This is a genomic window from Bartonella sp. bp_1 (assembly GCF_055808085.1).
Window position 1 is genome coordinate 1,760,344 of the sequence record NZ_CM147851.1, and the last position, 14,008, is coordinate 1,774,351.

The 14,008-nt window shown below is 42.7% G+C and carries 9 protein-coding genes, 1 tRNA gene and 3 pseudogenes; 6 read left to right on the forward strand and 7 right to left on the reverse strand.

Going from position 1 to position 14,008, the window contains the following annotated elements:
* The first annotated feature begins 14 nt into the window (after positions 1-14).
* A tRNA-Leu gene (locus tag ACYZ97_RS08765) sits at positions 15-99 on the forward strand.
* Positions 100-199: 100 nt separating this feature from the next.
* Here ACYZ97_RS08765 and ACYZ97_RS08770 read toward each other — a convergent pair.
* The 3 genes and pseudogenes from ACYZ97_RS08770 to ACYZ97_RS08780 all read right to left on the reverse strand — a co-directional run.
* A pseudogene (locus tag ACYZ97_RS08770) lies at positions 200-382 on the reverse strand (hypothetical protein); the annotation flags it as partial.
* Between the two features lie 213 nt (positions 383-595).
* On the reverse strand, positions 596-1,021 hold the full coding sequence (locus ACYZ97_RS08775) for a hypothetical protein (RefSeq protein ID WP_473298198.1): 426 nt from the start codon (positions 1,019-1,021) through the stop codon (positions 596-598).
* 82 nt (positions 1,022-1,103) lie between these two features.
* Positions 1,104-1,697: pseudogene (locus tag ACYZ97_RS08780) on the reverse strand (IS3 family transposase); the annotation flags it as partial.
* A gap of 53 nt (positions 1,698-1,750) precedes the next feature.
* Here ACYZ97_RS08780 and ACYZ97_RS08785 point away from each other — a divergent pair.
* Positions 1,751-2,907 (forward strand): IS3 family transposase gene (locus tag ACYZ97_RS08785; RefSeq protein ID WP_473297831.1). Its coding sequence is split into 2 segments (ribosomal slippage): positions 1,751-2,012 and positions 2,012-2,907, totalling 1,158 coding nucleotides; the frame shifts between segments, so codons are not numbered across the junction.
* 101 nt (positions 2,908-3,008) lie between these two features.
* Here the strand turns inward: ACYZ97_RS08785 and ACYZ97_RS08790 are convergent.
* Complete coding sequence (locus tag ACYZ97_RS08790) at positions 3,009-4,337, reverse strand: MFS transporter (RefSeq protein ID WP_473298200.1); 1,329 nt, start codon at positions 4,335-4,337, stop codon at positions 3,009-3,011.
* Between the two features lie 100 nt (positions 4,338-4,437).
* On the opposite strand from ACYZ97_RS08790, the gene ACYZ97_RS08795 reads away from it, so the two are divergent.
* Complete coding sequence (locus ACYZ97_RS08795; protein WP_473298201.1) at positions 4,438-5,301, forward strand: LysR family transcriptional regulator; 864 nt, start codon at positions 4,438-4,440, stop codon at positions 5,299-5,301.
* A 239-nt stretch (positions 5,302-5,540) separates the two neighbouring features.
* On the opposite strand, the pseudogene ACYZ97_RS08800 reads toward ACYZ97_RS08795, so the two are convergent.
* Positions 5,541-6,939 (reverse strand): annotated as a pseudogene (locus tag ACYZ97_RS08800) (IS3 family transposase).
* A 166-nt stretch (positions 6,940-7,105) separates the two neighbouring features.
* Here ACYZ97_RS08800 and ACYZ97_RS08805 point away from each other — a divergent pair.
* From ACYZ97_RS08805 to ACYZ97_RS08815, 3 genes are all read left to right on the forward strand, one after another.
* Entirely contained in the window at positions 7,106-8,536 is a 1,431-nt protein-coding gene (locus ACYZ97_RS08805) for an SLC13 family permease (RefSeq protein ID WP_473298203.1), read from the forward strand.
* A 90-nt stretch (positions 8,537-8,626) separates the two neighbouring features.
* Positions 8,627-9,316 (forward strand): RraA family protein, encoded by a 690-nt coding sequence (locus ACYZ97_RS08810; RefSeq protein WP_473298204.1) that lies wholly within the window; start codon positions 8,627-8,629, stop codon positions 9,314-9,316.
* Positions 9,317-9,655: 339 nt separating this feature from the next.
* Complete coding sequence (locus tag ACYZ97_RS08815; protein ID WP_473298205.1) at positions 9,656-10,588, forward strand: LysR family transcriptional regulator; 933 nt, start codon at positions 9,656-9,658, stop codon at positions 10,586-10,588.
* 195 nt (positions 10,589-10,783) lie between these two features.
* Here ACYZ97_RS08815 and ACYZ97_RS08820 read toward each other — a convergent pair whose 3' ends face one another.
* Complete coding sequence (locus ACYZ97_RS08820; RefSeq protein ID WP_473298206.1) at positions 10,784-12,442, reverse strand: electron transfer flavoprotein-ubiquinone oxidoreductase; 1,659 nt, start codon at positions 12,440-12,442, stop codon at positions 10,784-10,786.
* Between the two features lie 43 nt (positions 12,443-12,485).
* Positions 12,486-13,976, reverse strand: coding sequence for an aldehyde dehydrogenase (locus tag ACYZ97_RS08825; RefSeq protein ID WP_473298208.1), 1,491 nt, complete (start codon positions 13,974-13,976; stop codon positions 12,486-12,488).
* Between the last annotated feature and the right edge of the window lie 32 nt (positions 13,977-14,008).

Sequence of the window (14,008 nt, forward strand, 5' to 3'; positions counted from 1 at the left end):
AGATGAACTCCGCTGCCCAGATGGCGGAATTGGTAGACGCGCAGGTTTCAGGTATCTGTGCCGCGAGGCGTGGAGGTTCGAGTCCTCTTCTGGGCACCATTTTATTCCTAAAAATACAATGAAAAAAAATATGTTAGGAAATTTAATTTTCTTTCAGTCCACCCCGCAGCCCACCTTTCGGCGGACGCTTGCAATGGTGTTAAATATCCAGTTTCGGCAAATTGCGAACAATTTTCATCGTTTCAAGTGAACCAGTGATGATTCTTAAAAGCAGTTCCAACGGATAGGCTGGGTTGTACATGGTTTCAATTGCCCAGTCATTGGCATCGTTGACAATGCCGCTGGCTTTATCGGTACGCACGCCCGGACGCTCCACTACCCAATAATCGCCGGTTTGACATTGCCACAATGATCTTATTCAGACGATCCCCCCGTCAGCGCCGGAATCTACTGATAGCTTCTGTTAAAATGTAGCAACAGAAGTAATAAAATTGAAACGACAAGATTTGCAAATTATTCAACCGATCTTCCGATAACGCAAAGCTCTTTCTACAATACCTCAAACTGAACGTGCCAATTAGGCAAGAACCTTTATTTAACATCTGTAAAATCGGATAGGATTTTGTATATGTTTTAAATCAGGATTGCTAATGCGCTTACCTCGTTCGCCAATATATTCAAACCATATATCGCTATCCGCTGGTTCGCCGACAAACCCTATACGATGGCTTTCATCTCGTTCTAAAGCATAGGGGATGTCGGGAAAGTTTTTTGGTGTTGCATACATCCATTTCTTTGGTTTAAAAACACCGATAGCGACACCGCGAACAACAGCGATTACATAGTCAGCTTTGCTTGCACGATGAATAGAGGTCCGCCAACAATAACGTACTAAATTATAAATTGCGTCTCGGTCTGATCGATCTTGTAATTTTGCAATGTTAATCAAAAGCAAAGAATGCTTTATATAGGTTGGAAATTCAGGGAGGTTGTATTTATCAATAAGCTCTTTGTGATTCATCGGGCCACGGTCGCTGCTAGCATGACCGCCTTGAACGTTAGTTAAGCCGGGATAAGTGACCTTGCCCCTAACTTATCCCCATTTATAAGTTAGCAATGTTCACATTTTGATCTTTTTTATGCATTTTAGTAAATTCTATGGGGGTTAAACCCTTCAGGCTTGTATGTGGTCTTTTATGGTTGTAGTCATTCCTCCATTCTTCGATAAGGTGGCGTGCATATGTCAAACCAGTAAAAAGATGCTCATTGAGGCATTCGTCACGTAACCTGCCATTGAAGCTTTCAATAAAACCGTTCTGCATTGGCTTTCCCGATGCAATGTAATGCCATTCGACATTTTTATGCTTTTCCTGCCATTCAAGCATAGCATTGGATGTGAACTCGCTGCCATTGTCACTGACAATCATATTGGGTGCTCCATGGTATTCACAAAGCCTGTCAAGTTCGCGCGCAACACGCTTGCCTGATAGGGAATAATCGATAATCATTGTCAGACATTGCCGGTTGAAGTCATCAATCACATTCAAAAGTCGGAAGCGTCGACCATCAATCAGAGCATCCGAGACAAAGTCGAGGCTCCAACGTTGATTGACATCCTGTGGAATGGTCATTGGTGAACGTGTTCCCAAAGCACGCTTTCGGCCGCCACGTTTGCGCACCTTAAGCTCCTTGGACTTGCCCTGTAAAAGTGGAGAGCTTCTGTTAAAATATAGCGACAGGAGTAAGAGCATTGAAACGACGAGCATTTAGTGAAGATTTCAAACGCGAGGCCATAAGGATTGTTTCGACCAGTGGTCGCAGTGTTTGTGTTGTTGCAGATGAGCTAGGAATAGGCAAATCAACCCTTGAACGCTGGCGTCGTGTTTTCAGGGAGGAAAGCCTTCTTGCTGGCCCGCACGAAGATATGGGGTTAGAACTTGCGCGTTTGCGTAAAGAAAATGAAATCCTGCGACAGGAACGCGATCTTTTAAAAAAAGCAACGGCCTTCTTTGCACGGGAGACAAATCGATGAAGTTTGCCTTTATTGATCGCGAGAAGGCCGTTATGTCTCTGCCGCGTTTATGTCGACTGGCCGGTGTCAGTGTCAGCGGTTATTATGCATGGAAACACCGCGTTCCCAGCCGCCGGCAATTTGATGATATGATTGTGTTGGCGCATATTCGCGATTGTTTTTCACTCTCGCGTCAAAGCTATGGCAGCCCGCGTATATATGCTCAACTATGCGATGATGGCATCGTTGTCTGTCGCCATCGCGTAGCACGATTGATGCGGGAAAATGGCTTGAAGGCACGCCAGAAAACACGCTTCAAACGGACGACGGATAGTCATCACGATCATCCGATTGCCCCCAATCTTCTGGATCAAGACTTCACATGCGAGGGGCCAGACCAGAAATGGGGTGCTGATATCAGTTATATCTGGACGACTGAGGGCTGGTTATATCTTGCTATTGTTGTTGACTTATATTCACGCCGGATTATCGGCTGGGATATAGGGGAACGAATGACAAAGGAATTGCCAATTCGGGCTTTGAAGAAAGCTATTGCTCTGCGCAATCCGGCTTTGGATCTTATCCATCACAGTGACAGGGGCAGCCAATATGCCAGCCATGATTATCGCAAGGTGCTTGAAGATAACGCTATTGTGGCATCAATGAGCGGCAAGGGAAACTGCTATGACAATGCCATGGTTGAGACGGTCTTCAAGACAATCAAATCGGAACTCATCTGGATGACGGTCTTCCAGACACGCAAACAGGCCATAAAAGCTATTGGCGAATATATAAACGGGTTTTATAATCCAATCAGAAAACATTCCGCTCTTGGATATAAATCACCTATTCAATTCGAAACCGAAAAACAAAAAATGAAAGAATTGGCTCTCTAATAAATACGGGCAAGTCCAGCCAATACGGATGAGGTCAAGGTGCTGCTGTCCGTCTTCAAATGCTTTGAGACAATTGTAAACCCTATTCATCACTTACGCCTTTATGAATTACAGTTATAATCGGAATTTGGCTTTTCGAATAAACAGTAGGCTATGGCGCAAATAACGGCCATTATTGCCCAAACACCAACCCAAGAGAGTTTAATCAATAGCCATGGTATTACTGTTGGTGTGGCAAAAAGGATGAAAAAAACTGCTGAATTACCCATGGCTAGGGCAGTTGCCACACTCTTCTGCCCCGCAGCTGTAGCTAACTCTGTGTACCCCACTCCATGCCAGGCAGAAATCGATATGCCGCATGTAAGGACAACGAAACTGAGTAGGTAGGAAAAGTGATGTGCATTGGACTTATAAGAAATATAAGTGAGAACCGTAAGGGACACAAATAAAATAAATGAAAACGCAGTGATAACCTTCAGAAAGGTTCTTCTATTCCCTTTTTTATCCGTATAAATTCCACTTCCAATACGTGTAGGTATTGAACTAATCTGAATAAGGAATAAAATAATACTAATATATCCGATATTTAGTCCAGCGAAATCATGCAAAAAAAGCATCGAAAATGTCATCAGTGCAAACTGAGGAGCACATAAAATGCCCACAGCTGCAACTATACGCCATACTCTCGCAGATTTTAGAGGGGGCGTTGATTTTCTAGTGTTTAATTCGGTTGCTTTGGATGTCCTTTGTCCAATCGTAGCATCAGGATCCACAATCCATAGATAGCTAAAAAATGTCGCTAAGGCACAAACAATTGCTGATATAACTAATGCTGTCGAAAACCCATAATGAATCGAAATGTATGGATATAATATAGCACCTAAAGCATAACCTAGCGGTACAGCTGTCTGCCTTATACTCATAGCCAAGCCACGTTCCTGGGGTTTAAACCATTGCATGATGGCTCTACCGCTGGAACCATTTACACTACTACCCAGAAGTCCAACTGCTAATAAACCTACACATAAGACAGAGCTTATCGAATTAAGCGATGATGTGTCTGTGAAATAGGCCAAAGCGAATAGTGCGATCGCAGTTGAGGACAGCCCCACTATCAATATTGGTCTATCACCAAAGCGATCTGTTGCAATGCCCCAAGGTATTTCACTTATCGCGATACCAAAACCCACAATACCCATCAACAGCCCCAACACAGCTGTTTGTATATTGTAATTGTCGCGAAGGATAATTGAAGCAGCAGGCACTCCACCTATAACAAATGTAAAACATGTGTTGGCAAGCGCACCTGTAAATAGAACCTTCCATTTATGACCATCAGAAAAAGCTCCTCTATTGTTATCTAAAATACCACCTGGATCTGTTGACATAAATAAACTCCCATATTTCAAGAGGAGGGATACATCAATCATAATCCATCTGTAAAACCGGATATAACAATTGACATATAACGGAAAAACCGATAATAATTAAAAAAGGTTGACATAACAGCTAGATAGGGAAGAACGGGCCATGGAAGCACTTGACTTAGATATTCTTCACACATTCGTTATCGTTACTGAAATGGGAAGCTACACGAATGCTTCGAATGTTCTTTTTAAATCTCAATCGGCTATCAGTGAGCAAATACAGAAGCTTGAAGCATTTTGTGACACCCAACTGATGTCTCGCGGTAGGCACGGTGCGAAGCCGACAGCTGTCGGTGAAAGGATGTACAAACATGCAAAAAAGATATTGTCTTTAAACAAGAATATTATTGCCGATATAAAAAGTTGTGATCCCGTATGCGAGCTAACACTATCTATTACAGATTATTTTATGCCAAATAAACTAGCGTCAGTATTGCGGGGATTACGATATCAATATCAAAACATTCAATTTAATGTCTCGATCCAAAGCGGTTCTAAGCTCTTTCGTGAGCATACGTTAGATCAATATGACGTTGCATTGTTTGTTAATCTGAGTGGGCAGCAATTACCAAAATACGATAATTTTATAGTCGTTGGACAAGAACCATTGTGTTGGGCTGGATCGAAGGATGTTAGTATAAATAGAGAGAATCCACTGCCTATCATAACCTTACCAAAAGGCTGTATGTTGCAAAAGGCGGCAATAGAAAAACTAGAAAATAATAAAAAATCTTATACTTTATCGCATTATGCTTCCAGTGTCATAGGCATGCAATCTGCTGTTGAAGCTCAATTGGGTATAGGATGTTTAAATAAGTCCTCTATGTCTAAAAACTTGATAGACTACACAGATATTTTAGAACTGCCAAAACTCCCCAATATTGATTATATCATGCATTATAAGTCTGAAAAACTTCAATTTATAGAAAATATAAAGGACTTAATTGAGGAACTGACAGGCCATTAAAAAAGGATGAAAGAAAATGACTATCGTCGTAATGCCAAGTTACAATACGGCATTTCACGGCTATATTCTTGAAGTGTTCATTATCACTTGTTCACATCCGCCGGTATCTCATCTTTGAAATGTTTTCCCTGTTGCAGGTGTTTTGCGAGCGTAATGGTGAAGCCTGTCCGTCTTCAAATGCTTTGAGACAATTTGTGTTTTAAAACAAGAGAGGAATCTGCCTGTTTTTGGTTGTTTGATTATGCTGCGTTTTTACGATAAATCAAGCGACGGTTTTCCAATGTTCTGAACTTGATTATTGTTTGTTGTTTTAAGATTTTTTCTCCTCTTTCATGATACACATCTGCTGGTGTCAGATTATTGAGACTTTCGTGATATCGGTGGTTGTTACGTTGAGCGCGTTTTGGTTGGAAACCAAATAAGCAGACGAAAAACGCAAGAAAGTAATCCACGAAAGCGGCAATCTGCTGTTCAAGGTCTTCCGGATAGAAATAGTTTTCAAGCAAAATGCGATTCTTCATCGTCTGATGCCAACGTTCGATTTTACCCTGTGTCTGCGGATGAAGTGGTGCGCCGTGAAGCTGGGTGATGCCGCGCTTTTTAAGCCACTTCTCTAAATCATCCGCAATATAGGCTGGCCCATTATCCGATAATAGACGTGGTGGCTGTTTGACCTTGGGATCATTGCAGCCCGATGCGTCAATGGCAAGCTGAACCGTATCCGTGACATCCTCAACCCGCATTGTGGAACACAGCTTCCATGCAATTAACGCGAGAAGTCATCGAGAATAGTGGAGAGATAAAATCAGCCATAGCCGATCACCTTCAGATAGGTAAAATCGGTTTGCCACATTTCATTGGGTCTGACAGTCTTGTCTTTGTATTCATCATTGGCTTTGACCACGACATAGGCAGGACTGGTGACCAGGTCTTGTTCTTTGAGAATGCGATAAACACTGGCTTCCGAGATAAAATACTGCTTTGTGTCGGTAAACTTCACTGCCAGTTCCCTTGGGCTGAGATGGGCGTCATCAAGGGCTGCTTCTATCACTTGCTCGCGCACATTATCGGGAATACGATTCCAGATACGGGACGGCGCAGACGATTTATCTTCCAGTCCCTCAATACCATGTTCTAACCATCGATTATACCAGCGATAGAAAGTAGGCTTTGAGACACCCAGCTTTTGCAATGTCTGGCTAACAGGCAAATGGGATTGTTCGACCAGGCGGATGATTTCCTGTTTTTCTGAAGCTTTATATCTCATATATCGTCGTCCCCAGCCGCAATCATGCTTTTTTTTAGCAACCGATTTTCCAAGGTAAGATCGGCAACAGCTTCCTTGAGATGACGGCTTTCATGACGAAGCGCCTTAACCTCATCCGTATTGGCTGCGCGCTCCGTATCACCTGCTAGCCGCTTCTTTCCAGCTTCTAGAAAGTCCTTCGACCATTTGTAATAAAGCGCCTCTGCAATGCCTTCACACCGACATAATGCAGCAATGCTTTCTTCGCCTCGCAATCCGGCTAAAACAATACGGTTTTTTTCTTCTGCTGAATACTGTTTGCGTGTTACACGACGTATTGTTCTGATCGTCGCTTCCGCTTCTTGCTTCGATGTCAATTTCTTTATTCTCATTGTGCCTTCTCCTTCGGCTAGAATGAGACAGAAATCCTCTCTTATCAATTAACCCAATTTTGTCTCAAAGGCGCTGATGTGAGGCAATAATCATAAACAGAACCTTTTCTTATCTCATATTTTATAATAAATTCACCTTGGGAGGGTAAAAAAATGGAGACCTCCTATGGCGGAGAAAAAAGTAAAAACTCAAAAAGCTAGGCTTATTGGCATTAGCATTGCTGCACTTGTTGTCCTTATTATTAGCCTTCTTCCAAATCCAGAAGGATTAACCCCAGACGGGCAGAAAGCTTTGGCATTGTTTGCAGGCATCATCGTCTTATGGGCATTAGAACCGGTACCGCTGGCTATTAGCAGTCTTATTATGGCGATTGTGGTTGTTAGCCTACAATTAATGACAGTTGGAAAGGCGTTAAATAATTTTTCTACGCCTTCCATTTTCCTGATTGTAGCAGCTTTGTTAATGGCGCCAGCAATGTCCAAATCTGGCTTTTCTGAGCGCTTGATTTATTGGCTATTGTCGAAAATTGGTTGCACCTCTATTCGCATCACGCTTGGCATAACATTTGCCAATATTCTATTGGCATTTTTGATTCCATCCACTGCAGCCAGAACAGCAGCATTGTTACCAATCTGCATGGCTATTATCGAGATTTATCGAAAGAATACCCAACAAGAGGGCCGCAGTAGATTTGCAGTCAGCCTCTTGTTGACACTCGCCTTCACCAATTCAATTATCAGTGCTGGTATTCTAACAGCAACCGTACCAAATCCTGTGACTGCCGACTTTATTGCTAAAGCGACAGGTCACCAAATATCTTACGTAGAATGGCTGATATATGGTTTTCCGCCCGCATTCATTATGACATTTTTTGCATGGTGGTTTATCAAAACTGTCTTTAAAGCAGAGCTCAATGAAATCCCTGGTGGGAAGGAGCTCATCCTTGAAAAATACAGCAGTCTTGGCAAAATGAGCATTGCCGAATGGAAAACCGGCATGATTTTCCTCTTCGTTGTTATTCTCTGGTTGACTGGCAGCGTCACGGGTATCAACACAACAATAGCGGCTCTGCTGGGCGTTTGCTTAATGTTCTTATTTGGTGTTGTAACCTGGGCAGATGCTTCCAAATCCTCTGCTTTTCAATTCATGCTCATCATGGGTGGCGGTTTTATCGTTGCCGATCTATTAATCTCAACCAATGCTGCCAATTGGCTTGTGACAACTTTATTCAGTATGCTGAATGTCAGTCATATTTCAGTGCTCATGCTTTTGCTTATCGTCATTTTTATCATCCAGTATTTGCACATTCCGTTTATGGGCACGACCAAGATGACCACAATGATGATTCCTATTGTGATTAGTATTGCACAAGCGGCCAATATCGATCCAATAGTACTCGCAATGCCGGCCGGCATGATCATTGGCGGATTCCCACTCTTTTTGTTCTACAATACAATTTCCAACTTGCTGGTCTTTGGTACCGGAGAACTCAAAATGAGCGATTTTCCAAAGGTAGGCGTTCCTATCTGTACGGTAGCGGTTATTGTTTATAGCCTATGTGCTGTCACTTATTGGCGTTGGCTCGGCTTGTTCTAAGCTCAATTGGGGCGCCTGATTTGAAAGACGCCCCTTAATTTATATCAACAATATTTTTCTACCCACAGTTTAACATAAAAGGATTTTAACATGACTAATATCGGATTTCGTATTTATACAAAAATCAACCGCCCCGCCCCTGAACTGATTGAAGGATTTCGTGGTATTCCCGTCGCCAATATCGCTGATATGATGAACCGCACCTGCGTTCTTGATGCACGCATACAAAAAATCAGCAATCCAAATCTTTTAGGCTGCGCTTTTACTGTAAAAGTAAGAGCGGGTGATAATTTGATGTTGCATAAAGCATTACATATGGCTCAACCCGGCGATATTATTATTGTTGATGCCCATGGTGACGTTACCAATTCAATCACGGGTGAGATTATGATGCAAACGGCCATTACTAAAAAAATAGGCGGCATTATTATCGACGGTGCTATCCGCGATGTTGCAACATTATCTGAAATGGACTTACCTATCTATGCAGCGGGGGTTACTGCCGCAGGGCCCTATAAAGAAGGTCCTGGTGAAATTGGAACACCGATCCATGTAGGAAGTGTTGTTGTTAATCCCGGTGACATCGTCATTGGAGATGATGACGGCGTTGTCATTGTTTCTCCTAAAGATGCACCAGAACTCATCGAAAAAGCACGTAAAAAACACGCTGATGAAGAGGCTATTATCAAAGCAATTAAAGAAAACAAACGTGATAATTCATGGATTGAGCGTGAACTCGAAAAAAGAGGCTGTGAAGTTATTGATGATTATTGCAAATAATCAATAAAGTCATAATTACGACGGGCATTTTCAAAATAAATTTATAATTTGAGAATGCCCTGATCATTTTAAACCACATACAAGATCCGGTTCCTTTAAAACACAAATTGTCTCAAATCATTTTTGAAGACGGGCCGCCGATACAATTGGTCATAATGACAAGAGATAAAGCAACACATCCAATCCGCTCTGCACTCAATAAAAACGATGTCACCGAAATTAATAGATCCTGAGCCTAGTAAATTAAGGAGCACTCAAACATCTCAAATATTTTATTTCCAATAGGAAACTACGCCGTGTATGGTGCCGAACATACGAGGAGAATGATTGGGATGGATAATGCGCTATACGCTTCGTCAAATTCAATATTTTATTGCTACAGCCGAAACCGGAAGCATCACGCTTGCCTCTGAACGCGTTCATATATCGCAACCTTCTATTTCAACCGCGATTGCAAATCTTGAAGAAGAATTGGATACCCAACTATTCATTCGACGCCATGCACAAGGTTTGACACTCACACCAGCAGGAAAAGCCGTCCTAACACAAGCCAAACTATTAGTCGAGCAGGCTGAAAATCTATATACAATTGCATCGGAGGCAACCAATGGAGCACGAGGGCAACTGACTTTGGGCTGTATGGTTACATTTGCATCCATGATTATGCCGGAGCTTACGCATTCTTTCTGCTCCCGTTACAATGAAGTAACGGTCAATAATGTCGTAGACAATCATGATAGCCTTTTACAAAAATTACAAAATGGCGAGATCGATGTTGCCCTCAGCTATGATCTACTCGTTCCAGAGGGATTTGAATGTGTCGAATTGGCAGAGTTGCCACCCTATGTTGTTTTAGGTGAAAACCACCCATTGGCATCCAAGTCACTATTGCAATTATGTGAAATTGTGAATGAACCTTTGCTATTGCTGGATCTGCCACTAAGCCGAGAATATTTTTTGGCCCTGTATTTCAATCAGGGACTTGATCCCAACATTGGTATGCGTTCACCCCATCAGGATATTTTACGAACAACTGCCGCCAATGGTTATGGTTATACACTTTCAAATGTCCGCCCACGCTCCCATGTTGCAATGGATGGACGAGGCCTTAAATGTATTCCGTTAGATGGCAATCTAAAACCGATGAAGATCGTTCTTATCTCACTTGCCGATACACGCAAAACACGACTGGTTCAGTTGTTTTATGAACATTGCAAAAGCATGATCTCGAACCAATTCATTCCTGGTATGGATCCACCTTATTCCATATAAAAAACATTATTATCAATAATTTACCACAAAAATAGATTTGAATTTCAAGCTTATTTATTTTGTCAAAACAGCACAGTAAAGAATAAGAAAACGCACCCACAAAGTGGGGGCGCAATGATTTCCTATGATCTCAGCGCTTATTCTTAAAAGCACTTGATGATATGAACAGGATCAAACCTGATATTTTATATTGCCTCACATATTTGGATAAACAGGGCCTTCACCACCTTGTGGGCACGTCCAATTAATATTCTGGTTGGGATCCTTAATGTCACATGTTTTACAATGCACACAGTTTTGCGCATTGATTACATAAGTCTCATGACCATCCTTTTCTACCCACTCATAAACACCTGCCGGACAATAGCGCGTTGAAGGACCGGCAAAGGTGGCAAGCTCAGAGGTCTCCTGTACCGCAAGTGATTGTAACTTCAAATGGCTCGGTTGGTTTTCGTCATGATTGGTATTGGAAAGAAAGACCGAAGAAAGACGATCGAATGTCAATACATTATCTGGTTTAGGATATTGGATTGCTTGATGTTTAGATGCCGGTTCAAGACAACTATAATCCGGCTTGCCATGGGGCACTGTACCAAAAAAAGAAAATCCGAACAGTGACTGGCACCACATATCAAAGCCCGCTAATTTAATACCAAATTTGGTGCCATATTTTGACCAAAGCGGTTTAACATTACGCACTTTATACAGATCTTTACCAATAGGACCACTACGCCATGAGGTTTCAACTTCACTGACCTCGTCATGACTGCGATCATTCGCGATAGCTTGCGCTATATGATTAGCGGCAGCAATGCCAGACAACATCGCATTATGCGAACCCTTAATACGTGGCACATTAACAAAACCGGCAGAACATCCAATCAAAGCTCCTCCGGGGAAAACAAGCTTTGGCACCGATTGCCAACCACCTTCAGTAATAGCACGTGCACCATATGCAAGGCGTTTTCCCCCTTTAAAAATAGGAGCAATAGCAGGATGTGTCTTGAAACGTTGAAATTCTTCAAAAGGAGAGAGGTAAGGATTTTTATAATTGAGATGAACAACAAAACCAACAGCAACCTGATTATTGTCGAGATGATAGAGGAAGGAGCCCCCTCCAGTATCATCGCTTAACGGCCAGCCAGAAGAGTGCTGAACGCAACCAAGCCTATGCTGGCTTGGATCAATCTCCCACAATTCCTTAATACCGATACCATATTTTTGCGGCTCACAATCTTTATCAAGTGCAAAACGCTTAATTATCTGCTTGGCAAGAGAACCACGCGCACCCTCACCAATCAGTGTATATTTACCGAGCAACGCCATCCCACGCATATAATTGGGGCCATGGCTTCCATCCTTTTCAATCCCCATATCACCGGTGGCTATACCAATAACAGCCCCCTCATCATTATAAAGGACTTCTGCTGCAGCAAACCCTGGATAGATTTCGACACCAAGACTTTCAGCTTTTCCTGCCAGCCAACGACAGACATTACCAAGGGAAACAATATAATTTCCATGGTTACTCAAAATTTTAGGCATAATAAAACTTGGAAGTTTTGTAGCCTTTGTTTCTTTCAGCTCATAGAAGTGATCTTCTGTCACGGGCACTTTAAAAGGATGATCATCATCCTCCCGCCAGTCTGGCAACAAAGTATCAACGCCAATGGGGTCAACAACGGCGCCTGACAATATATGCGCACCAACTTCCGCACCTTTTTCAACCACCACAACAGAAAGATCAGAGTTGACCTGCTTCAAGCGGATCGCTGCCGATAACCCTGCAGGCCCTGCGCCAACAATCACAACATCAAATTCCATGCTCTCACGTGGTTCGCATACTTCACTCATTTGATCGCCCGCTCTTATATTATTTATTTCAAAAGGATTGACTTTAGTATTTCATCCACACGGTTTTCAAACCAGTAAACTTATCCAATGCATGTAATGAAAGATCACGCCCAAATCCGGATTGTTTAAAACCACCAAAAGGCGTTTTGGCACTTAACGCATCCATTGTGTTAACAGAAACCGTTCCAGCTTTTAACTGATCTGAAACACGATGCGCTCGTGAAAAGTCATCTGTCCAGACAGAGGCTGCCAAACCATAAATACTGTCATTGGCAATCTTAAGTGCTTCCTCTTCTGTTTCAAACGTAATAACAGAAAGAACAGGTCCAAATATTTCTTCCTTGGCAATGAGACTATCCGAAGCGACCTGATCGAAAATTGTCGGTGTAATATAATGGCCTTTGCCATGAACAGTAAGTTTTTCGCCACCCGTCACCAAACGCGATTGCTTTTTGCCGGCCTCAATAAACCCCATCACACGTTCAGCCTGTCGTTGATCAACCATAGCGCCCATTCCGGCATTTGGATCAAGCGGATCACCTGGTTGCATATTCTTTGATAAAGCAACAAGACGGGCAACAAATTCATCACGTATACTGGCTTCCACCAGCAATCTTGAATTGGCAGAGCAAATTTCACCCTGATTAAAGAATATCCCGAAAGCGGCCATTTCTGCCGCTTTATCCAGATTTTTGCAATCAGCAAAAACAATATTAGGACTCTTTCCTCCCGTTTCCAACCATACTTGCTTCATATTGGATTGGCCCGCATATTCCATGAAACGCTTGCCCGTAGCTGTGGATCCGGTGAAAGTCAAACAATCAACATCGCCATGTCTTCCAAGCGCCTGTCCTGCTGTTGCACCAAATCCCGGCACAACATTTAAAACACCTTCAGGCAAACCTGCCTCAATAGCAAGTTCAGCAAGTCTTAAAGCAGAGAGCGGCGATTGTTCAGCAGGCTTAAGCACAACAGAATTTCCTGCAGCCAAAGCAGGAGCGCATTTCCATGTTGCCATATCAAGTGGAAAATTCCACGGCACAACAGCACCTACAACCCCTATAGGTTCGCGCCGAATCATCGCAAGATTACCAGCTTCCGTTGGGGCTATTTCATCATAGATTTTATCAATTGCTTCGCCATACCACTGGAAGATAGCGGCCGATCCAGGCACATCGCCATTGGCAGCATCTATCACGCGCTTTCCCATATCCATTGAATCGAGCAATGCAAACTCTGTTAAATTTTCGCGTAAAAGATTCGCAAGGCGTAAAAGAACTTCCTTACGTTTTTCCGGTTCGGCTCTGGACCAAACACCACTTTCAAACGCACGCCTTGCAGACTTGACCGCACGATCTATATCAGCCGCATTCCCCAAGGCTACTTCTGTAAGCGTCTCTTCGGTTGCCGGATTAATGCACGAAAAAGTCTCACCATTTTGAGCAGATGAAAATTGTCCATCAATAAAAACACCATTACGGAATTTGATTTTTTTTGCTTCATCCTGCCATTGCTTATACGTTTTATCGCACATAACGGTTCATCCTCTGGGGTCTATTATTGCCT